Origin of the sequence: Oleomonas cavernae (assembly GCF_003590945.1) — a bacterium.
Taxonomy (GTDB): Bacteria; Pseudomonadota; Alphaproteobacteria; order Zavarziniales; family Zavarziniaceae; genus Zavarzinia; species Zavarzinia cavernae.
In genome coordinates this window covers 1,769,101-1,789,354 of record NZ_QYUK01000011.1, presented here as the reverse complement: position 1 = coordinate 1,789,354, position 20,254 = coordinate 1,769,101, and the positions used below count along the sequence as shown (strand labels likewise).

The window sequence follows — 20,254 nt, the reverse complement described above, 5'->3', positions numbered from 1 at the left end:
AATAGCCGCCCGCGTGGCCAAGATCAACCCGCGCCGGGCGCGCATGCCCCCGCCGCTTAAATGACAGTACTATTGACCTATCTGTGAAGATGTCGTTCATTACGAAAACGAGCCACAAGGATTTTCGATCATGACTGCCGGCACTATCAATTGGACAGAAAGTTTCGCAAGCCGCGCCGCGCGCATGAATGCGTCGGAAATTCGCGAGCTGCTGAAACTGCTCGATCAGCCCGACGTGATCTCCTTCGCTGGTGGTATTCCCGATCCGGCATTGTTTCCAGCACAAGCAATTTCAGAAGCTTACACGTCAGTGCTGATAGATAAGGTGAAGTCGGCCCAGGCCCTGCAATATTCGGTCAGCGAAGGCTACCTGCCGCTGCGCCGCTGGATCGCCGGGCAGATGGCCAGGCAGGGCGTGCCCTGCACCGAGGCCAACGTCATGATCACCGCCGGGTCGCAGCAGGGCCTGGACTTCATCGGCAAGCTGTTCCTATCGCCGGGGGACACGGCGCTGGTGACCGCGCCGACCTATCTGGGCGCCTTGCAGGCCTTCAACGCCTACGAGCCGCGTTACGACCGCCTGACCCTGGAGGGCGGCAACCGCACGCCCGAGAGCTACCGCCTGGCGGCGGCCGAAAGGGGCGGGCGCGTCGGCCTGGCCTATCTGGTGCCCGACTTCTCCAACCCCACCGGCGAGACCGTGCCCCTGGCCGCGCGCCAGGGCCTGCTCGATCTGGCCGCGGCGCTCGACACGGTGGTGATCGAGGATGCCGCCTATCAGGCGCTGCGTTACGACGGGACCCCGGTGCCCTCGCTGCTGGCCCTCGACGTCGAGCGGTCGGGGGGCATCGAGCGGACCCGGACGCTGTTCTGCGGCACCTTCTCCAAGACCCTGGCGCCGGCGCTGCGGGTTGGCTGGGTCTGCGGTGCCGCCGAGGTCATCGCCAAGCTGGTGCTGGTCAAGCAGGCCGCCGACCTGCACTGCGCCACCATCAACCAGATGGTCATGCACGAGGTTGCCGAGAAGGTGTTCGAGCCGCAGGTGGCGCGCATCCGCGAGGCCTATCGCCAGCGCCGCGACCTGATGCTGGCGGCGCTGGCGCGCCACATGCCGGCAGGGGTCTCGTGGACCCGGCCGGAAGGCGGCATGTTCGTCTGGGTGACCCTGCCGGCGCATATTGACGGCGCGGCCTTGCTGGCCCGTGCGGTGGGGGAATGCCGCGTCGCCTTCGTGCCCGGCAAGGCCTTCTACGGCGAGGGCGCCGTGGGCAACAAGCTGCGGCTCAGTTATTCCTTGTCGAACGAGGCCGCCATCAACGAGGGGATCGCGCGCCTGGGCGGGCTGATCGGTTCGCTGGCCGCGGCCGCCTGATTCGACCAATCGGCGTTTCCGCACTGGATTCATTGTGTTAGCCGCGGCGGCTCACCCGCCGCGGCTGTGCCTGTAGAGGCCTGCCTCAGGGAAAAGCGCCGATTTGGTTCTTTGGCCGTTCCGGGTCTTTCGCCAGCCGTACCGTTTCGGTCGGATCGGCAGCATGACGCAAGGGTCGGCCGCCAGGGGGCCGATTTCGGCGGCTATTCCACGGCCGGCTTTGACTTGCTGCATCGCAGCATAGATCTGCCTTTTACCGGCCCTCTTCACCGAGGAGCCAGTAAAATCCGTGAAGAACATTGGGCATTCGGCGACGAGGTGTACGCCGCCATCTAGTCGTTTCTGGGGTCTCGACTGTCGCGGCCGCCCGATCCCATGCCGCGCCGCACAGCAGCATTAACCATGCTCGCCATTGTTGCAGCCCCGCTCCCGCAAAAGCTTCTCGTCGCCGAAGCGGGTGCGGGAAGCAACAAGCAAGAAAACATGTGGATCGCTGCCGGTCAGATGAATTCAAAATGGCGAAATGTGCGCGCAAATCGGGCGGACTATCCCATCAATTTGACTGAAATCGTCGGCGCATTTGCAAGCGTTTCGCGCAATGTTTGGGCGCCTCGCAGGTCACGCCGCCTTTTTGGGATTGCTAAAACAATCGAACCCATTTGGTGACACAGAACCAGCGGACAGGGGATTTCGAGTTCTGGGGAACGAACAGTTATGAACATTCGCGCGATTCTTTCGTCGACGGCGCTCGTTTCGACCATGGCGATGGCGACGTTCGCGGCCTCGCAGGATACCACCCAGCCTGACGCCACCCAGGAAGCCGTCGCGGTTTCGGGCGAGCAGTTCGGCTATAGCGGCAAGGCGGTCGCCGAGACCAACGGCCAGCTTTCCATCTTCGGCGGCCAGGACGAGAACGGCGGCCTCTACGGCGGCGCCCCCAGCCTGACCATTCCCCTGGGCGACAGCCTGGGCCTGCAGATCGACGGTATCGCGGGCTTCGTCGCCGACGAAGTGGGCTTTGCCGGCGGCGCGGCGCAACTGTTCTACCGCGACCCGCAGAAGGGCCTGATCGGCGTCGCCGGCGGCGGCTACTACATCGAAGGCGACTCGCAGTATGCGGTGTCGGCGATCGGCGAATACTACCTCGAGACCGTGACCCTCGAAGCGACGGTCGGCTACCTCACCGGCGACATCATCGACGGCGAAGTCTACGGCCGCGTCGGCCTGTCGATCTACACCAACCCCAACCTGCGCATCGGCGCCGGCCTGACCTACTACGAGACCGCCGAGCTGGGCGGCGATGTGACGGTCGAAGCCCTGCTGACCGATGTCCCGGGCCTTGCCCTGTTCGCCACCGGCGCCTTCGACGATGCCGGCGCGCTGGGCTATGGCGGTGTCCGCTTCTACTTCAACAGCGGCACCAACCTGATGGATACGGACCGGGCCAAGCAGGCGGCGGAGCCGACCCTGATCGGCATGCACCGCAACCTCGGCCGCCAGAACTTCTTCCTCAGCGACCCGACCGGCTTTGGCCTGCGCCAGATCAGCCGCGCCGGCGGCGCCAAGACCGGCGGTGACCCGTTCGGCGACATCACCCCGCCGCCGCCGCCGCCGCCCCCGGGCAGCGTCAGCCATGGCCTGATCGATACCGTGCAGAACACGGTCGACGGCCTCCTGGGCAATTCGCCGCTGGCGCCGGTGGACGGCCTGGTCGACACGCTGGTCGACCCGATCACCGGTGCCCTGTCGCCGGTCACCGATCCCCTGAACGACCTGACCGACACCGAAACCGGCCCCCTCGGCCCGCTGACGGGCGGCGTCGACACTCTTATCGACGCCCTGTCGCCGGTTCTCGATCCGCTGGCCGCCGCCCTGAGCGGTGGTGCTGCCCCGACCGATGCGCTGCCGCTCGGCTCGTTGACCTCGGCGCTGGAAGGCACGCCGCTGGCACCGCTGGGCGATGCCCTGTCGGGCGGCCTGCCGACCGATGCGCTGTCGCTCGACACGCTGACCTCGGCCCTGGAAGGCACACCATTGGCGCCGCTGGGCGATGCCCTGTCGGGCCTGCCGATCCCGGGTGCCAGTGGTGGCGACAGCAGCAACCCGCTGGCCGGCGTGCCGGTGCTGGGCGATGTGGTCGGTACCCTGATGGATGCCGCCGGCGGCGGCCTGCCGATCCCGGGTGCGGGCGGCGACAGCAGCAACCCGCTGGCCGGCGTGCCGGTGCTGGGTGACGTGGTCGGTACCCTGATGGATGCCGCCGGTGGCGGCCTGCCGATCCCGGGTGCGGGCGGTGGCGACAGTCCGCTGGCCAGCATCCCGGTGGTTGGCGACCTGCTCGGCGGCCTGCCGATCCCCGGTGTTGGCGGCGATACCGGCAGCAACCCGCTGGCCGGCATTCCGGTCCTCGGCGATCTGGCGGCTGCCATTCCGTCCAATCCGTCGCTCTCGGGCGGCCTGATCGACAATGTCCAGAACACCGTCGACGGCCTGCTGGTCGATACCCCGCTGGTGCCGGTCGCCGACGGCGTCACCACCCTGGTCGACCCGGTGACTGGTGCGCTGGCGCCGCTGACCGGCCCGCTGAACGATGCGACCGAGGTGCCCGACGGCCCGGGCGCGCCGCTGACGCAGGTCGTCGATGCCCTGGTGGGGACGCAGGCGGGCGCCCTCGATCCGGTGCTGGATGCGGTCCATGACCTGCTCTCGGGGCAGGTGCCTTCGCTGCCGGGTGCCGGCGGCGGCGACAGCCCGCTGGCCAGCATTCCGGTCCTGGGCGATGCCCTCGGCAGCTTGCCGATCCCTGCTCTGCCGATCCCCGGCCTGCCGGGCGCCGGCGGCGGCGACAACCCGCTGGCCGGCGTGCCGGTCCTGGGCGACCTGGTCGGCACCCTGTCGGGCGCGGCCTCGGGCGGCCTGCCCATCCCGGGCCTGCCGGGCGCTGGCGGCGACAGCCCGCTGACCGGCATTCCGGTGCTGGGCGACCTGGCCGGCACCCTGACCAGCCTGCCGTCCGCGCTCAGCGGCCTGGCCGGCGGCGGCCTGCCCCTGCCGATCTGATCGCAGGCATCGACCGATCAAAGGGCGGCTTCGGCCGCCCTTTTAATTTGTCTTCGCGGAACTTCGAGAAAAATGGCGGTACCGGCCAGGCCGGCACCGCCAGGCGGCGCCGTGGCGACCCCGCGGCGCAGCGTGCATAAGGGCTGACACGCGAGGGGCTTTATAACTCGATCTACGAAAGTTTGTCGACCGTCAAAACCGCGACGCTGAGAGAATTTCACCGATATCGGCGCAGTCGCGGTGCAAAATGCTCACGCTTCCGGGCGCGGAATGAGGCGCGCGAGGGTGACCAGCAGTTCCTCGATCGTCATGGCCTGGCCCGAGAAGATGTCGCGCAGGTGGGGCAGGGCGAAGTTGATCGCCGAAACCCCGACCATGGCCGAGAAGAAGATGCTGACCGGAACGGCCGCCAGCACGCCGAAGCGCTGGGCGGCCTCCAACTGCCGGGAAACGTCGGCGACGATGCCGTCGAGGAAGTTGTCGGCGATCCAGGCCAGGCGCTCGCCGCCCGCCGGTGCCTCGCTGAACACGATCTGGATGTGCTCGGGATGGCTGAGGGCGAAGGAGGCATAGCCCGCGACGACGCGGGTCATGTTCATGGCCGCTTCGGCGGCATTGGCCGGCGGGTCCATGCTCCGGATGTCGGGGAAGGACTCGAAGATCGCGGAAACGGCCGCCTGCCACAATTCCAGCTTGGTGCTGAAGTGATAGCCCAGGTGGCCCAGTTCGATGCCGGTCTTGGCCGCGATCGCCCGCAACGAGGCCCCGGCATAGCTTTTCGTGGCAAATTCCTCGATGGCCGATTCCAGGATGGCGCTGCGCAGGGCCAGCGTCCGCTCCTCGCGGTCGGTCGCCGGCCGCGGCTTGGCCTTGAGCCGCCTCGGTCGCCTGGCTGGTTGGCTTTTTTCGGTCATTGCGTTCGGTCTCGGTCATGCACGCAGAATCGCCGGTGGCTCGGCCATAGTTTGTGCCTGCAAGGCATTTACCATCGATGCCCGGCCAAGGGAAACCGCCGCTTCTGCGGGGCAGATTTGACGAACGTCGAAGATTGTTGAACGATCGACAAGACAGGGGCCCGTCAGGGGCCACTTATGCCGACTCGGGCCCCGGGGCGGACCGGTTGCCGGGCAATTGACGTCGGTGGTTACACGCGGTGATCCTTCTCCTAGGCCTGATGGTGGCGGCGATCATTCCCGTGATTGCCCAGGTGGTGCTGTTCGGCGGCTTGCCGCTGCCCCGGCCATTGGGTGGTGCCATGCCCTCGCTGGTGTCGGCCCATGGCGGCGCCATCGGCGAGCGCATCGGCCGGCTGTCGCTCGAGGTGACAGGGCCGGTGCATGACATTGCCCTGGTGCTGGGCCCGGCCGATATCGCCCGGCAGGTGACCGAGGCCTTCCATCGTGACCGCGAGGCCATCGTCGACCGGATCGCCCGCGGCCAACTCGGCCTGTTGTGGGCGACACTGCCCGGTGCCGTGAAGGCGCAGATCGAAGGCTATTTCGCCCGTGCCGTGCCCATGGTCATCGACCGGGCGATTGCCGAGATCATCGAGGCGATCGAGGACCTGGTCGATGTGCCCGGCATGCTGTCGCGGTATTTCGCCCGCCGGCACGATCATCTGGCCAACATGGTCGAGACCGTCGCCGCGCCGGCGTTCCGGGTTCTGCGCTATGCCTTTCCGGCCGTGCTGGCCTTGCCGCTGGTGATCCTGGAACTGGCGGCGCCAGCGTCGCTGGCGCCGGTAGTGGGTGCCGCGACGGGCTTCATCGCCTCGCTGGGGGCGATGACCTGGATGTTCGAGCCGCCGCCGGCCCGTTGGCGCGAGCGGATGCCGTCCTGGATGATCACGCCGCTGCTGCCCGAACGCCCGATGATCACCGGGCTCTATGCCGATACCGTCGCCAATGACGTGTTCAAGATCGAGGCGGTGATCGACGAGCTGATCGCCGGCAGCGGCGCGCGAGCCACCCGCGCCATCATCGAACGCCGGGTGGCCGCCATCTTCGCGCGCATGCCGGGGCGGCCGATGCTGTCCCTGATCATCCCGCCCAGCGCGATGGAGGGGATGCAGGCCGCGGCGACCGCCGAACTCCTGGCCTTGCTGCCCCGGGCCATGGCCGAGCCGGTTTTCGCGCAGCGTTGCGCCGCGCGTCTCTACGCCCATGTGACGGCCCGCTTCGATGCCTTGGACGAGGCGCGTTTCCTGGGCGTCCAGCGGGGGATCCTGCGCGGCGAGTTGCCCCTGCTGCATGCGCTGACCGCGGGGGCGTTCCTGCTGGTGGGGCTCGTCGCGGCGTTTCCGTGATTACCCGAGTAGCCAATGATCCCAAATGCGTCGTTACTGCACTGGTCACGCCGCGCAAGGGTGTGAATAATCAAAACGGGCGCCCAGCACCAAGAAGCGCCGGACAGGGTAGGGGAGAGGCATGGGCCTGGGCGAATTCTTTGCCGAGCTTTACGCTCGGCCGGACTTTTGGGGGTTCGTCAGCATTCCGGTCGTGGCCGCGGTCGTCACCTGGGCGCATGTCTGGATGGCGATCAAGATGGTCTTCTATCCCATCCATTTCGTCGGCGTGTTGCCGCCCTACCTCGGCTGGCAGGGCGTGGTGCCGCGCAAGGGCCGCAAGATGTCGACCATCCTGGTCGACAAGACCCTGGCCAAGATCGGCACGCTCAGCGATTTCATGCGCCAGATGGAGCCTGACAAGATCTCCGAGCAGGTCTCCAAGGTGGTCGCCGCCCGCATCGAGGATTATGTCGACGACCTGATGGGCGAGCAGAGCCCGGTCCTGTGGGCGAACCTGCCGCGTCTCATCCGCAACCGCGTCTATAACCATGCCCGCGCCCAGCTCTCGCGCGTGATGGGCGAGCTGATGGACGACATCATCAACAATGTCGAGGACCTGGTCGATATCCGCGAGATGATCGGCAATCAGGTCGAGTTGGACCGTGGCCTGGTGGTGCGCATGTTCGTCGAGGTCGGCGCCAAGGAGCTGGATTTCGTCGTCCGCATCAGCTTCTGGATCGGCCTGGTCTTCGGCCTGCTGCAGATGGTGCTGTTCTACTTCATCCCGGCGCACTGGCTGCTGCCGGCCTATGCGGCGATCCTGGGCTTCCTGACCAACTGGATCGCGCTTTCCATGGTATTCCGGCCCTTGCATCCCCTGAAGATCGGGCCGTGGAAATTCCAGGGCGTGTTCCTGACCCGCCAGGCCGAAATCGCCGACAAGTTCGCCGAACTCGCGGCCACCGAAATGCTGACCATCGGCGCCATCACCCGCGAGATCCTGGTGGGCAAGCACGCCGGCCGGACCAAGATCCTGATCAAGCGGCACCTGGCGCCGATGCTCGAATCGCCGGTGGTGCGCACCACCCTGCAGCTTGCCATGGGACCTGACGGCTATGCCGGGCTGAAGACCTCGATCGCCGAGAAGTCGCCGGCCATGGCACTGGAACCGCTGGAGGATGTGGCCTTCAACAAGGACCGGGCGAAATTCCTCGCCCGCTTCCTGGCCGCGCGGACCAGGCTGCTGTCGCCCGAGGAGTTCCAGGACCTGCTGCGGCCGGCCTTCCAGGAAGACGAATGGATCTTCTTCGTCCTGGGGGCAGTGACCGGCTTTGCCGCCGGTTCGGCCCAGTTGGCGCTGGGCTTCCAGTGACGGGGGCCGCCGTCACCGTCCCGGCGTGACACGAGGCCTGCCGCCGGTTATGGATGAGCCGACGCGGGGCCGGGCCCGGCGTCGGCGCAAATCACTTGGGGCGGCGGGGCCGCCCGATCACGGCAGAGGGCTCCCTTGTCCACGCGCGCGAGCGATGACCACAGCCCGGCCGCCTTCGGCCGCATCGCGATCATCGGTGCCGGTGCCTGGGGCACGGCCCTGGCCCTGGCGGCGCTGCGGGCGGGGCGCCAGGTCGTGCTGTGGGCCCGCGAGGCCGCCGTTCTGGAATCGGTGGCGCGCGACCGCACCAATCCCTTCATGGCAGGCATCACCCTGCCGCCGGCCGTTGCGGTCACGGGCGCGCTCGAACAGGCATTGGCCGGCGCCGATCTGGTGCTGCTGACCACGCCGTCGCAGCATCTGCGTGCCATGGCCGGGCAGTGCGAGGGGCTGCTGGCGCCCGGCGTGCCGGTGGTGATCTGCGCCAAGGGGGTCGAGGCCGAAACCGGCCTGCTGATGAGCGAGGTCGTCGCCGCGGCCATGCCGGGCCGGCCCCAGGCGGTGCTGTCCGGCCCGACCTTTGCCGCCGAGGTCGCGCGCGACCTGCCGACGGCGGTGACCGTCGCCGCGGCGGGCGGCACCTTCGACAGCAGCCACCTGGCCGCCCGGGTGGCCGTGACCTTCGCCACCACAAGGTTCCGGCCCTATCTCGCCGACGATGTGATCGGGGTCGAGATCGGCGGCGCCGTGAAGAACGTGATCGCCATCGCCTGCGGGATTGCTCAAGGCCGGGCCCTGGGCAGCAATGCCCGTGCCACCCTGATCACCCGCGGCCTGGCCGAGCTGACGCGCCTGGCCGTGGCGCTGGGCGCCCGGGCCGACACCTTGAGCGGCCTGGCGGGGGTGGGCGATCTGGTGCTGACCTGCTCCAGCGAGCAGTCGCGCAACTTCTCCTACGGCAAGGCCCTGGGCGAGGGGCGCAACCCCAGGCTGGACGAGGGCGGGCCGGTGGTGGAGGGGGCGGTCAATGCCGCCTCGGTCGTCGCCCTGGCCGGGCGCCTGGGCATCGACATGCCCATCTGCGAGGCGGTGGACAGCGTGCTGCGCGGGGCCTCGCTCGACCGGGTCATGATGGGCCTGATGACCTCGGGCCTGCGCCCCGAACCGCTGGCCGCCGAAGATCAGGTCCGGATCCCCCATCCGGCCAGCCGCGAGGATTGAGAGCAGCACCGCCGCGCCCGGGCGCGGCGGTGCCGGTGGTTCAGGCGCCCAGCGGGTCGGGGCCGTATTGATTGGGGCCGACCGTACCGCGCAGGAAGCCGTTCTCGACCAGGGCCCAGATGACGCCGACGATCGGGATCAGGATGATCAGCACCCACCAGCCGCTCTTGCCGCGGTCGTGCCAGCGCTTGATGGCGATCGCCAGCCCCGGCCACAGGAAGACCAGCCCGACGATGCCGAACACCGTCATGGCGGCCGGGCTCATGGTGCTCATGTCGGCTTGGACGCTGTAGCTGGTGGCGGTGGTGGTTTCCACCATCTCCACGCCCAGGGCCTTCATCAGGACGAAAAGCAGCACCCACTGGGCGACGGCAAGGCCGATCGCACTCAGCCACCAGGGCAGCCGGTTGAGGCGGCCCGAAAACGAGAACAGCACTGTGCCTAGGCTCATGATTCCCCTCCCCTTATTTGTTGAGTACAGGCCCGCGCCCGAACCTCTGGCCGATCGGGCACGCACTATCATCCCGATCATTGCCCGAGGATTTGCAAGGGAAATGTCGTGGCGGCGTGACGGCAGCCACAGCCATGATCGATATTCAGGGAGAGGGACGCGCTGGCTGGGGGACCTGGATTCGAACCAGAGCTACCGGTGTCAGAGACCGGGTCAACCGGTTGATTTATAAGGGTTTTTTTGCAGGCAGAAGCGGCATTTTTGGGAGGCTTTGGCCAACTAGATGTGCCGAGGATGGGCCCCGGGGAGAGCACCCCAGGGCCCGATTCGGCCGGTGGCGTTAGCAGCGCCAGCGGCAGCCGAGCGGTACGCGAGTGAGTACGACCCGGCCGGACCAGCGCATTATCTCGTGCGCCCGCCGTCCTGTCAAAACGTGATTCACCTTTCGCGTCCCGCCCGCCTGGGCGAGTAACTGACTTGACATATCCGACCACCTTATTTGGACGCGACGAATCGGACTTCAAGCGCAAGCGCAGCCGCTTGCTGTGGTCAGCAAAGAAGGCCAGGTGCCTCGGCCTGATCGGCAAGGGCTCACTCGTAAGTCTCATGGGCCTAGTGGAGCTTCTTCGACCCGAGACCGACCTCCGGGTTGTTGTTTATCGCTCCCGATTCGGCCGCCGGCACGGGGTAACGGCGGGCACCGTAGGCCGGCATCTGGCCGCCCTGGATGCCGCCGGCTTCATCACGCGGCAATCGACCGGCCGGGCGGTCGCCGTCGATCTGGGGCCTCTCTATCAGCGCATCGACGCCCTTTTCGCACGGCCTGAGGCCACCTCCGAAGAGGCCAATTCGCACGACCAGAAAGCGCAAAAGTGCGCTGGCCATACCACTACTAAGGAAACAAGCTTTGAGCCTTCTGTAGATCCTTTGACAGGGAGCACCCCGAGACCGCCGGGCCTCAATAACGCCGACCGCGGCCAGCCCGCACCTCTGTCGGCCGTCGTGATCGCCACCTTAGTGCCCGAATTTTCCGAGGCGGGGGAAGGCACGGCCACTTGGTCGAGTCTTTGTCGGGCGTCTCGTGCGATTGGTGCGATGGTCGGCCTATCTGCCCCGACTATAAGCGGACTCGCTGCCCTACATGGCGAGCGCGGCCTCGTCGCAGTTATTGCTGTGATCGCGTCCCGTCTTCGACGAGGGGCCGTGCGGCGGCCGAATGCGTACGCCGCTGGCCTGCTCGCCAAAGGCCAGACCGCGCGGCCCTGGGCCAGCCTGCATGCGGAGATCGGAAGGGCGAGGGGGGCGCTGCCGACCCGACCAAGTTCCACGGTCTCGCCGCCGCCGATGGTCTCCAACGTCCAGGGGCCGGCCTTCTTTCGATCGGCAGGGGGTGGGCGGGCGCTTCTAGCTTCACTGGCGGGGCATTTGTAACCGTGTGGGGTATCCTAGGGCCCCAAGGCCGCGCAGACGCGCCGCCGGCGCTAAGGGCCCGCCGGGCCCTCGCGCGGTCAAGGCCAAGCCCTTCGGGCGGTCCTCCCCATGCTCGGCCTTCGGCCTGCGCGTGGGTCCGGGCCGGCTTTGACCTTGCTACCCCCTGCTCTCGCCGAGGGCAGGGTTGTAGTTGGACTACAACCCATACGTAACTTAGGAGATTACTATGCTAGTGCGGATCAGGTCCTATTCCAGATCCTATTCGAGGAAGATACCGGCTGCGACCGACGAAGGTATTCGGCGTCTCGCCCACTTGTGTGCAAAGCTCGACGATGAATCCATGATCGGCGGGTTCCGGCCGCCGGGTCCGCCGCTGCCGCCAGATATCATCAAGCTCACCCGCGCTGAGGCGCGAGCCGAGCTGCGGGCTGCCGGACAAGCCGCAGACGCGGTCGGCGGCATGGACGCGATGCACGACCTCGGCAGAAAGATTCAGCGCTACTACCGATGGACGGCTAACTGCCTAAATCTCCAGTGGGACCGAATCGGCGACTGGATGCATTAGGTAATGGCTACAAGTCTCATGGCGGTGCCGGGGAGAAATCGCCGGCACCACTCAAGAATTATCGGCCGGGTAAGACGGTGTCGGCGTCGAATAGCACCTGATCTGTACTCGCATAGACGAAGCACGAAGAGTCCTCACAATTCTCAATCGCTTTCGTCTTCGCCTGATTGCTATTGCCAAAGCCAAAAGAATAGCCCCAAGCGCCGTAAGGACTTATTGCAAGAGCCTTATATATTTGGCTGTCGGGATATCCGGACTTAATTTTCTGGCGCGCGCGTTCGCTGATAAATGGTATTTGATCCGGATCCAGGTCGCCCCCAAATTTAAACGTCTGGGGCTCCAAAGGGTATGGAGATCCAACCGTAAAATTCAGATTCCCATCGATCGCTGCAATAAAGCAGGTCTTCTTCGATTTAAATTGGCAGCGTTGAAGGACATTCTTTCTTGCGTCATCCGTTGTCCAGCCCCAATCTTCATCGTGCGATTGAGCGTCCCAGCGCATTCCATCTTCGGATATTGCTAAATGATAGTCATGTCGGCTCGATGCGCCCAGGTATTTTGTGTAACTAGCCTTTACTTCCTCGCGCGCAGCTGGGCCGAGCATCACGAGCTTTGAGACCCAATCTGTGTTTTGGATCGGCTCGGCCATCGCCGGACTGGCAGCGGGAACAAGCATTGCAAGCAAAAAGAATAAATTCCTCAACAGAGCCTCCTATGAGTGTTCTGTTAACTCTCAACAACCAAAACTGGCGTGTCAATCGCCTGTTTTCGCCATCGCATTGAACGGCGGGCGAGCGCTGACAGGGATCTGCAACAACAAATCTTCGCGGCCTTGCCCGCGGCCGATCGAAAACGAGGCCGTGCGCGCTCGAATCCTCTGTTTCAGTTCGTCGATGGCAGCCTCCCAGCCAGGTGGCGTAGGGCTGAGTTTCCAGGGGAGCCAGGCGGGAAGGGCAGCGGAGGGGCTGGCGATCAGCCAATCATCGCCAGCCCGGCGATAGGTGACCCAGAGCGCGGACACGGCCGGTCACCAGCGATCGCTGAGGAATCGAACCACCACCGTCGTTGAGCTGGAAGGATCCACGAGGGTGAACGGCGCGCCGGCGTCACCCAGGCCGGTGAACCCGCCGGGGCATGAAAGCCTAGGCGTCTCGCCGATGGCCCGCGTCAGCCGACCGCCGCACCTGACCCCACTCGCCGGCCAATCCAAAACGTAGGCAAAGCCGGGACCCAAAACCTCTCCATTTTTCGAGTCCCAGAAAACCTGCGCTTTTGACTGCGCGGCGCTGCCGTTGATTGTAATCTCAACGGGCACGGTCGCAAATCGTCCACCCCATTCCCGGCGACCCAGGTCGCCCGGAATAACTTGGGTCGAGTATGATCTGACCTGGCCCTCGCTAAGGTCGATGGCGCGGATCATGCGGGCGGCGCCCGCGCCGGCCGGGGCCGACCAAATCGTCGAGCACATGGACTTGGCGGCGCTACCTTCGCAAAAATCGTCACCCTCAAACCACCAGCCGGCGACGGTCTTCGAACCGTCGGCGGCCGAGGTCCACGCGACGCCAACAGGATCATAAAAAATGACCGCGTCGACCTTGCCCGAGAGCCCCCAGGCGACAGTATTGCCGATCCAAGCCGCCGTGATCTGAGAGCGCGTCATTTTCGCGAACCCTAGGTTTTCGAGCCCTTGGTCGGACAGACGAACTCCAATCCTATCGATGCGCAGCGGCGACCCGGGCACGAGTGGAACGTCGGCGCATGCCGCCTGGGAACCAAGAATAGCTGTAATTAGTAATGCGGCTTCTGCTTTCATCGCCAAATCCTCCGTAGATGAAGATATACTAACGCTATCTAGGCCTAAGAATGTGATTATCATCACAATTCAAGCCTAAATACTCAGTATTTGTTATGTACTAGATACCCATCAGCGTAGTACGTGTGATCGCCGTCCAAGATCAAATTGTAAACTGTTCTGTTCGGCTCATCGATATCGTGTGGGTCGATAGATTTGACTACTACCCATTCTTCCATTTGACCGATCGTCACCAGCCAGTCGCCGACCTTCATTTTTGTGACAAATACCGCCGGATTTTCTTCAGCGGTTGCGCCGGGGTCAACGGAGACCCAACCGCCGGCATCCATGAATGGGTGTTCGGCTGTGAAAAATCCGGGTCCGCCATTCAGGCCGTAAAGCAGGCGCCCGCCCAAAGTCGGCCTTTCGATAGCAATAACCTGGCTCGTTCCTTTTTGACTTTTCACCCGATCGCCAGTGCGAATGGCGGAAATCGGTTTTGTTGAGCCATCGGCCAAAGTAATCTCGGTCTCGCCTGAAAAGCAGCTCACGGCGCCGCCGTTCGGATCCCCGGCGCCGCCGGTGCCGCTGCCACCACCACCGACCCCGTGACCGACTCCGGCGGCGGAGCCAACGCCGTTCGGCGACGAGTCGCTCATATTACCCTCACCTGGGCTATCGGTTGTCCCGTCGCCTGTTGTATCCCGGCTTCCTTTGGCCTCGCCGCCATGCCCGCCGCCGGCGCTCGGCGCGATATAGGCGACGTCGCAAGGGCAGGAATACGTGGTCCGCACCACTGTCCACGGCGACCGCCCGGTTTCGACCCAGCGGCCGGTAACAACATCCTGCGTTTCAGTCACAGTCTGTTCCGAGTGGCGGGTCACACCACGGTGATCAGTATCCTTGCCGCATCCGCGAATAGCATATTCGCAGCTAAAAACTTGGCGTGTAACCGTGTTCGTCCGGGTTTTCAGCGGCACGCAAGCGCCGGTTGTTGGATCCTGCGCAGAGCCGGCGGGACACGAGTCATCGACGCATGTTGCTCCTGGCTCCGGCTCGCTCGACCAACTCCCCGAGGGCAGGCAACTGTAAACGGCATTGCCAGTGGTCGGCTGGACGAGATCAAAAACGCGTGACCGGCTGTTAGGTTCGGTGGTCGACGAGAGGGGCGCCGAGCAGCGCTTGCCATCGACTTCCCAGGTCCGTTGCGTCGCCGGACAACTGAAATCCGTAGCCGGACCACAGGATCCGACGACGGATTTCAGCGACCATTCACCATTCGTACACTGAAACTCCGCTCTCGACGACCCCAGCCCGGTCACGCTGAGTGTTCCTCGCTCGTTTTTGTATCCGAGCATCACGTCAACACCACAAATTGATGCCCTTTGCGGTGGACAACAGGCCGTCAGCGTCGCCTTTGCGGCGGGGGAATTGCCCGGCGAGGAATAACCGGCAGTCGGGTCTTTTTCATGTCCCGCCGGCACGCCTGTGAACGCCCGCCACTCGCTCGCTGTTTTAAACGGTGCGAAGAGCGCGGCGCCGGGGAGTCGTGCTGCACGTCGATCCGACGGCAGACGTCATGAGCAAAGACAAAAAGTGATTCTCCGGCCTTGACCCGGCCTTTTTCCGGCGGGGCCTTCGTCGGGTCATCCCGCCCCGTGGCAGTATCGCTCTCCGGGTCAAATCCCGGCAGGCTGAACATGATGTCGGCGGGCGAGGCGGGCGCAATCGTGACCAGGGGCGTACTGCCACCGGAACCTGCTGCCTGCAAAGGATGTGGTGTGACAGCCAGCAAGGCGGCGGCTGACACCAGCATTTGATGCCTATTCATCGGAGGACGCCTCCATTGGCTGGGCGACTGGGTGGGATGCGAGGCTTTCCAGCTCAGCGACGATCGGCGCGACCGACTTTCGATCCTCCGGGCGCGACACAAATCGGGTGCTGGTGAGTAGACTGAGCGCGAAGCGGGCCGCCCCATGATCCGCCCGAGCGGCAGCGATCAGGGCGCCCCGGCGACGATTTTCCCGCGGGCAGCCTCTGCTCTCGATTTTTCGGTCAGCCGATCGATCTCCCGTCGTAGTTCGGCTATTTTCTGGTCCGGCGTTTTCATCGGGTCACCTCAATTTCGCGTTCCTTTTCGAGATTTTGGGAAGCCGCCGGAAATGGCAAGTGTCTGTCGCTTTTCGGAAAGGTGAATCACCTTTCCGTGCATCGATAGCCACATCGATCGAGCGATTATCCCCCAGAATCGTGAATCACTATTTGCCCGCCTCGGCTGTTGACTTCCCCGGCATTTATGGCGGCTGATCCACACGACGTAGTTATCTTCATCACGAGCTCGCAAGATGGAAAAACCCGGAACGGCGCGGTTATGGGGGAAGCGAGCTTCCCCCGGGATTTTGGCTTGCGCCCAAATCTCCACGCCAGGGGTCTACGCCCCTGGACCCAGCGACGCGGAGCGTCGCATTGGGGCCAGCCCCAAACCCCGGCGGCAGGGGTTCCACCCCTCCTGCACCCACCCCGCCTCGGAGGGGGCTTCCCCTCACCCCGCGCGGCAGGGGCTTCGCCCCTCCGCAACCCACCCCGGTCAATGAGGTCGGCGGATGGGCGAGGGGCATTTCCGGCTTTCCCTTCAAAAGCTCCATCGAGCCGGTGGGCGCGGTCGATTACAGCAGGGTGCGCGGGTCTGTCATTCCTTGGTCGCGATGGCGGCCTACCGGTCCGGATCTCGCCTTCACGACCTAGAGGTCGGTGAGATCGAAGACTATCGGCGCCGACAGCGAGGAGTGGTTGACGCGGAAATCCTGCTGCCGGAGACCGCGCCGGCCTGGGCTTGTGACCGGGAAAAATTGTGGAACGCCGTCGCGCAGGTCGAGAAGCGGCGCGGGGCCGTTTTGGGCTACGAGTTCGTCCTGAGCCTGCCACACGAGATTGGGGAAAACAGCGACGCGTCTAGGGACCTTGTGCGGGGGTGGGTAAAGACCAATTTGGTCGATCGTCATGGGGTCGCTGCGGACGTGGCCTGGCACCGGCCTGGTCATGAGGGCGATGATCGAAATTGGCACTGCCATGTCATGGTGTCCGACAGAAAATTTGCAGGTCAGGCCTGGGCGACCAAGCAAGGGAGTCGCGCCGATGGTGAACTCGGCTCAACGGGCGAGCTGCGGCGGTGGCGGCTGAGTTGGGCCGAGTCTTGTAATCAGGCACTGGTCAAAATCGGGTCACCAACTCGTGTCGATCATCGCAGTCGGCGCGACCGCGGGTTGCCCGCTGAAACGGCTCAACTGCGCGAGGGCAAGGCACGCCACATGGCGCGGCGCGGGGTCGAGTCCGACCGAGATCGTCAAGTCACAGCTCGGCTCCGTGCCATCCGACTTGGGTCGTCGCTCAGCGCCCTCACCAGCGCGCTGGTCTCTGAATCACAAGGGCAGCCCCTTGCGGAATATCGGGTCGGGCAGGATATCGCACGGACGATCGCCGCCGCGATCATTCCAAAGAAAATCGAGCCGCCGAATACCGTTTTCCGAGGCGGTCATGAGCCTGATGAACGCGCAATGGTCAACGCCCGGCTTGAGCAAAGGCGCCGAGACGACCTTGCCAGGCGGCAGGCGGCGCGCGGACTCCGGGCCAAAAAACCAACCACGCATGGCCCCCGTGGCCGTGTTCGTTGAGGCGCGTTGCGCCCTTTCCAACCGGCAAGCATCCACTGAGAGAAGGAACCAGGTAATGAGCAAATTAGGGAAAATGACCGCGGAATTGCTGGAAAAATTCGGCGGGCGCAGGACCTTAAACAGCGCCGGAAAGCACAGCTGGACGGGGGCCACATGGGTCACGGCCTACGACCAGAAAATTGCGCTTCTCGCGGTCCTTTTGGACGCGTTTGGTGACAATGGGCCTCACGAAAGCCGCCGAAAACTGTGGGCAGGTGACGGCGGGTTGCCCGAGAAATTTAAGAAATTGCAGTCCTACCAAACCAGCGGCGCGGCGACACAAGACCTGGTCAATTCCGCCATTTTGCTGGCCCACGACCAAGTCCATTTTATCTACAGCTGTTGTGACCTGCTGGATATCGCTACCCGACTTCTGGCTGCGGACATGGGGTTGGTCAACCTCGATCTTACTTTCGATCCAGCGTTCTTGGCCGCAGTTCGCGCCACCATCTCATCGGGAAAAGGAGATGGTGGCGAGGGCAGTGACGACGGTGGGAAGCCGGATCGCGAGCGTGAGTGACAAAACCGACTTAAAGTTCCGCTGGCCCGCAATTAAGGGACCTCCAGTGGCCGCCAGGTCGTGACGCCGTCTTCGTGAATGTTTCATCCGGCCCACGATTTGCGGACCTCCAGTGGATTTCAGTCGCGCACCGACAGCATTCTGATGTTTCATCTGGCCCACGATTTGCGGACCTCTCAAGGAGAGTAGAAGGAGAATAGTCGGCGTCGAGGCCGACTGTCCAGGGTCATCTGGCCCAGTTTCGGACCACCCGAGGAAGGGCGGAGCGGGGATAAACGATAGGGGGCGTCGTGCTGATCGCGATCGACGAGCAATGAACCCAGTCGGCGGTGGTGCTGGGTTGGTGACAAATAATCGCAAGTAATCGAGCGATGCGCCAGCCCGACGCTGGCATGTATACAATGCCCCGAATTCTGTGCGCCCGTCGGCGGGGCGTGCGAGGTCTTAAAATTGACTTCCCCGGATTTTCCATAATGTACGTTCGGCGACCGGGCACCGTCCAACTGTGGCGGCGGCCTCGGTTCCCATGCAATTATGAGCGATCGCGGATCTTGCTCAAACACGGGCCCAATGATGCTCCCTGGTGCACCGAGCCTCGAATTTCTCCTGATGCAATTTAGGACCGCTCCGGGCCTTTACCTCTTGGGGGCGGGCGCCTCGGCGGGTACAGCTCCTCTTGGTAGGGCATTCTGGACAGCGCCACCGCTGGATTTCTTGCGTAATCTCGGCGGGCTTTCTGTCGCCGAGCCAACTCACTCCCCGTTAACAAAAGGAATTGTCAATAATTCAAGCAACATAACGCCATTCGAGGTATTCCCAGATAGGGAAATTCGTTTTGGTTATGATAATTTACTATTTTTGGAAATAATAAAAAGAATTCCGAATTTTTATACCCGTCTATTATTAAAAAATCGCCTTGCAAAAGCTAATTTCATCAATAGGAAAAGTGATAGTTACAGTGTTTTTCGGCTATTTTCCCCATCATTTATTGCAAATTACAATCACGATGGATTGGCGTCAAGATTGTGTGGGCGACGCCATCGAGTACTTGATATGCATGGAACTATTGAGCGGGAGTTCGGGTCACCAAAAATCGAAGACCTGATAGAAAGTGTCCGTGATGAGCATTTACCAGATTTGTCAGACGATATTCTCATGGGCGTTCCAGAAACTTGGGCAGATCAGAATCTAGCTTTACGGTTATTGGAAATTAGCCGAACCGTTCCAGCATTTATCGCAATCATCGGCTACAGCTTTGCGCGGAATAGAGATGCTCACGATGATCACGTTTCCCTGGCATGCTTTCAGAGCCGCTTTAGGGGCTTTCAAGGGAATGTTTATGTGATCGATCCTGAACCTGAGTACCTCCGAAATCTCCTGTCAGATTCGCTTAAATCTAACAATATTTTCCCAGTTCGGGCCTATTGGAATGTTCTATCTCACGCAATTTTTGAGTCATCGCGGGCCACAGGCAAGAGTAAATCCTTGAATTTCATTCACGAAGAACTTCTAGATTCCCATGGAAGTGGAATTAGTTTTCCCATCGACCGAAAATGGTAAGGTTGTCTTCAACGGATTTCCATATATTTGGGTATTTTGTTTGCGCGAAAATGTGCGAGCACAATCATATTTTTATCCGGTAATCCAATTTATCCGGTATAATTAAAAACCGGATGAATTGGATTATCCAGTATGCCAGTTATCGTTGTTGCCAGCCCAAAGGGTGGGGCTGGGAAAAGCACCACAGCCATCCTACTTGCAACGGAGCTCGCTATCGCTGGCGCCAGTGTAACTGTCCTCGATTGCGACCCAAACAAGAGTGTCACTATATGGGCCAGCAAAGCTCCGCTCCCTGACGGAATCGATGTCATCGATGACGTAACGGAGGCCACGGTGATCAAGACGATCAAGAAGGTGGATGGGGATGGCAAGGTGGTTGTCGTTGACCTGGAAGGGGTGGCGTCCCGTCTTGTTAGCCGAGCGATAAGCCAAGCCGATCTCGTTGTCGTTCCGATGCGGCCGACGAGTCTAGATGCCTCGATCGGGATCAGGGCGCTTGCACTGATTCGAGAGGAAGAGGAAGCCCTTGGCAGGGCGATCAGGTCAGCGGTCGTCTTCACCATGACAAAGGCTGTTAGATCGAGGGCGCACACCGGCCTCGAGCAAAGCTTAGCCGGGCAGGGGGTGGACGTAATTTCACCCGAGCTAATGGAGCGCGGCGCTTTTGCAGCCCTGTTCCAATTCGGTGGCGATCTTCGCTCGATGCCACCTCAGGGCAACCAGGCGGGGGCCATCGAGAACGCCGCCGGCTTTGCTCACGCCGTTTATCAGCGCCTCTTGCAAGAACACTAATCCGATTATTATAATTACCGGATAATTATATTAATCGGATAACAGTATGAGCAGTAACCCATTCACGGTTGATTTAAAGGGGCTGAAAACGAGGCCGAAGGCCGAGGGCGCAGCGATCGAG

19 protein-coding genes are annotated in these 20,254 nt (G+C 63.1%); 11 read left to right on the top strand and 8 right to left on the bottom strand.

The features are described from left to right. Window positions 1-130 precede the first annotated feature (130 nt). The 3 genes from D3874_RS12370 to D3874_RS12360 all read left to right on the top strand — a co-directional run bounded on the left by D3874_RS12370 (window position 131) and on the right by D3874_RS12360 (window position 4,432). Window positions 131-1,372: an aminotransferase-like domain-containing protein gene (locus D3874_RS12370; protein ID WP_119778358.1), complete on the top strand. Its 1,242-nt coding sequence runs from the start codon at window positions 131-133 to the stop codon at window positions 1,370-1,372. 402 nt (window positions 1,373-1,774) lie between these two features. Then, a complete protein-coding gene (locus tag D3874_RS28000) occupies window positions 1,775-2,038 on the top strand; it encodes a hypothetical protein (RefSeq protein WP_147385640.1) in 264 nt (87 codons plus the stop codon). Window positions 2,039-2,086: 48 nt separating this feature from the next. After that, the gene (locus tag D3874_RS12360; protein ID WP_119778356.1) at window positions 2,087-4,432 is read left to right on the top strand and encodes a hypothetical protein; all 2,346 of its coding nucleotides are present in this window, start codon (window positions 2,087-2,089) and stop codon (window positions 4,430-4,432) included. A gap of 251 nt (window positions 4,433-4,683) precedes the next feature. Here the strand turns inward: D3874_RS12360 and D3874_RS12355 are convergent, their stop codons facing one another. After that, a complete protein-coding gene (locus tag D3874_RS12355; RefSeq protein ID WP_119778355.1) occupies window positions 4,684-5,346 on the bottom strand; it encodes a TetR/AcrR family transcriptional regulator in 663 nt (220 codons plus the stop codon). Between the two features lie 239 nt (window positions 5,347-5,585). On the opposite strand from D3874_RS12355, the gene D3874_RS12350 reads away from it, so the two are divergent. The 3 genes from D3874_RS12350 (at window position 5,586) to D3874_RS12340 (ending at window position 9,312) form a co-directional block, all read left to right on the top strand. After that, a complete protein-coding gene (locus D3874_RS12350; RefSeq protein WP_119778354.1) occupies window positions 5,586-6,737 on the top strand; it encodes a hypothetical protein in 1,152 nt (383 codons plus the stop codon). 121 nt (window positions 6,738-6,858) lie between these two features. Next, window positions 6,859-8,091: a DUF445 domain-containing protein gene (locus D3874_RS12345; protein ID WP_119778353.1), complete on the top strand. Its 1,233-nt coding sequence runs from the start codon at window positions 6,859-6,861 to the stop codon at window positions 8,089-8,091. A gap of 135 nt (window positions 8,092-8,226) precedes the next feature. After that, window positions 8,227-9,312 (top strand): NAD(P)H-dependent glycerol-3-phosphate dehydrogenase, encoded by a 1,086-nt coding sequence (locus tag D3874_RS12340; RefSeq protein ID WP_119778352.1) that lies wholly within the window; start codon window positions 8,227-8,229, stop codon window positions 9,310-9,312. 40 nt (window positions 9,313-9,352) lie between these two features. Here D3874_RS12340 and D3874_RS12335 read toward each other — a convergent pair whose 3' ends face one another. Next, entirely contained in the window at window positions 9,353-9,763 is a 411-nt protein-coding gene (locus D3874_RS12335) for a DUF805 domain-containing protein (RefSeq protein ID WP_119778351.1), read from the bottom strand. A 612-nt stretch (window positions 9,764-10,375) separates the two neighbouring features. Beyond that, window positions 10,376-10,648 carry a hypothetical protein gene (locus D3874_RS30285; RefSeq protein ID WP_233559927.1) on the bottom strand — a complete coding sequence of 91 codons (273 nt, stop codon included), beginning with the start codon at window positions 10,646-10,648 and terminating at the stop codon, window positions 10,376-10,378. Between the two features lie 886 nt (window positions 10,649-11,534). Here D3874_RS30285 and D3874_RS12325 point away from each other — a divergent pair. Further along, window positions 11,535-11,759, top strand: a complete 225-nt coding sequence (locus tag D3874_RS12325; RefSeq protein WP_147385639.1) for a hypothetical protein — start codon at window positions 11,535-11,537, stop codon at window positions 11,757-11,759. Window positions 11,760-11,817: 58 nt separating this feature from the next. Here D3874_RS12325 and D3874_RS27995 read toward each other — a convergent pair whose 3' ends face one another. The 5 genes from D3874_RS27995 to D3874_RS27985 form a co-directional block, all read right to left on the bottom strand. After that, window positions 11,818-12,462 carry a hypothetical protein gene (locus D3874_RS27995; protein WP_147385638.1) on the bottom strand — a complete coding sequence of 215 codons (645 nt, stop codon included), beginning with the start codon at window positions 12,460-12,462 and terminating at the stop codon, window positions 11,818-11,820. A gap of 51 nt (window positions 12,463-12,513) precedes the next feature. Then, on the bottom strand, window positions 12,514-12,780 hold the full coding sequence (locus D3874_RS27990; protein ID WP_147385637.1) for a hypothetical protein: 267 nt from the start codon (window positions 12,778-12,780) through the stop codon (window positions 12,514-12,516). A 6-nt stretch (window positions 12,781-12,786) separates the two neighbouring features. Beyond that, window positions 12,787-13,572 (bottom strand): hypothetical protein, encoded by a 786-nt coding sequence (locus D3874_RS12320; RefSeq protein WP_147385636.1) that lies wholly within the window; start codon window positions 13,570-13,572, stop codon window positions 12,787-12,789. Window positions 13,573-13,655: 83 nt separating this feature from the next. After that, the gene (locus tag D3874_RS12315) at window positions 13,656-14,531 is read right to left on the bottom strand and encodes a Hint domain-containing protein (RefSeq protein ID WP_158595963.1); all 876 of its coding nucleotides are present in this window, start codon (window positions 14,529-14,531) and stop codon (window positions 13,656-13,658) included. 425 nt (window positions 14,532-14,956) lie between these two features. Further along, window positions 14,957-15,367 carry a hypothetical protein gene (locus D3874_RS27985; RefSeq protein WP_147385635.1) on the bottom strand — a complete coding sequence of 137 codons (411 nt, stop codon included), beginning with the start codon at window positions 15,365-15,367 and terminating at the stop codon, window positions 14,957-14,959. Window positions 15,368-16,154: 787 nt separating this feature from the next. Between D3874_RS27985 and D3874_RS12310 the strand changes: the two genes are divergently transcribed. From D3874_RS12310 to D3874_RS12300, 4 genes are all read left to right on the top strand, one after another. Beyond that, window positions 16,155-17,222, top strand: coding sequence for a MobA/MobL family protein (locus D3874_RS12310; protein ID WP_119778346.1), 1,068 nt, complete (start codon window positions 16,155-16,157; stop codon window positions 17,220-17,222). A 55-nt stretch (window positions 17,223-17,277) separates the two neighbouring features. Beyond that, window positions 17,278-17,781, top strand: coding sequence for a hypothetical protein (locus tag D3874_RS12305; protein ID WP_147385634.1), 504 nt, complete (start codon window positions 17,278-17,280; stop codon window positions 17,779-17,781). A gap of 609 nt (window positions 17,782-18,390) precedes the next feature. After that, window positions 18,391-19,341 carry a hypothetical protein gene (locus tag D3874_RS27980; RefSeq protein WP_147385633.1) on the top strand — a complete coding sequence of 317 codons (951 nt, stop codon included), beginning with the start codon at window positions 18,391-18,393 and terminating at the stop codon, window positions 19,339-19,341. 132 nt (window positions 19,342-19,473) lie between these two features. Beyond that, a complete protein-coding gene (locus D3874_RS12300; RefSeq protein ID WP_119778344.1) occupies window positions 19,474-20,133 on the top strand; it encodes a ParA family protein in 660 nt (219 codons plus the stop codon). The last annotated feature ends 121 nt before the right edge of the window (window positions 20,134-20,254 follow it).

Excerpts from the sequence above, each read along its gene's own strand:
- D3874_RS12370 (WP_119778358.1), top strand. The coding sequence starts at position 131 with ATGACTGCCGGCACTATCAATTGGACAGAAAGTTTCGCAAGCCGCGCC.
- D3874_RS28000 (WP_147385640.1), top strand. The coding sequence starts at position 1,775 with ATGCTCGCCATTGTTGCAGCCCCGCTCCCGCAAAAGCTTCTCGTCGCC.
- D3874_RS12360 (WP_119778356.1), top strand. The coding sequence starts at position 2,087 with ATGAACATTCGCGCGATTCTTTCGTCGACGGCGCTCGTTTCGACCATG.
- D3874_RS12355 (WP_119778355.1), bottom strand. The coding sequence starts at position 5,346 with ATGACCGAAAAAAGCCAACCAGCCAGGCGACCGAGGCGGCTCAAGGCC.
- D3874_RS12345 (WP_119778353.1), top strand. The coding sequence starts at position 6,859 with ATGGGCCTGGGCGAATTCTTTGCCGAGCTTTACGCTCGGCCGGACTTT.
- D3874_RS12335 (WP_119778351.1), bottom strand. The coding sequence starts at position 9,763 with ATGAGCCTAGGCACAGTGCTGTTCTCGTTTTCGGGCCGCCTCAACCGG.
- D3874_RS30285 (WP_233559927.1), bottom strand. The coding sequence starts at position 10,648 with ATGGCCAGCGCACTTTTGCGCTTTCTGGTCGTGCGAATTGGCCTCTTC.
- D3874_RS12325 (WP_147385639.1), top strand. The coding sequence starts at position 11,535 with ATGATCGGCGGGTTCCGGCCGCCGGGTCCGCCGCTGCCGCCAGATATC.
- D3874_RS12320 (WP_147385636.1), bottom strand. The coding sequence starts at position 13,572 with ATGAAAGCAGAAGCCGCATTACTAATTACAGCTATTCTTGGTTCCCAG.
- D3874_RS27985 (WP_147385635.1), bottom strand. The coding sequence starts at position 15,367 with ATGCTGGTGTCAGCCGCCGCCTTGCTGGCTGTCACACCACATCCTTTG.
- D3874_RS12310 (WP_119778346.1), top strand. The coding sequence starts at position 16,155 with ATGGGCGAGGGGCATTTCCGGCTTTCCCTTCAAAAGCTCCATCGAGCC.
- D3874_RS12305 (WP_147385634.1), top strand. The coding sequence starts at position 17,278 with ATGAGCAAATTAGGGAAAATGACCGCGGAATTGCTGGAAAAATTCGGC.
- D3874_RS27980 (WP_147385633.1), top strand. The coding sequence starts at position 18,391 with ATGCAATTTAGGACCGCTCCGGGCCTTTACCTCTTGGGGGCGGGCGCC.
- D3874_RS12300 (WP_119778344.1), top strand. The coding sequence starts at position 19,474 with ATGCCAGTTATCGTTGTTGCCAGCCCAAAGGGTGGGGCTGGGAAAAGC.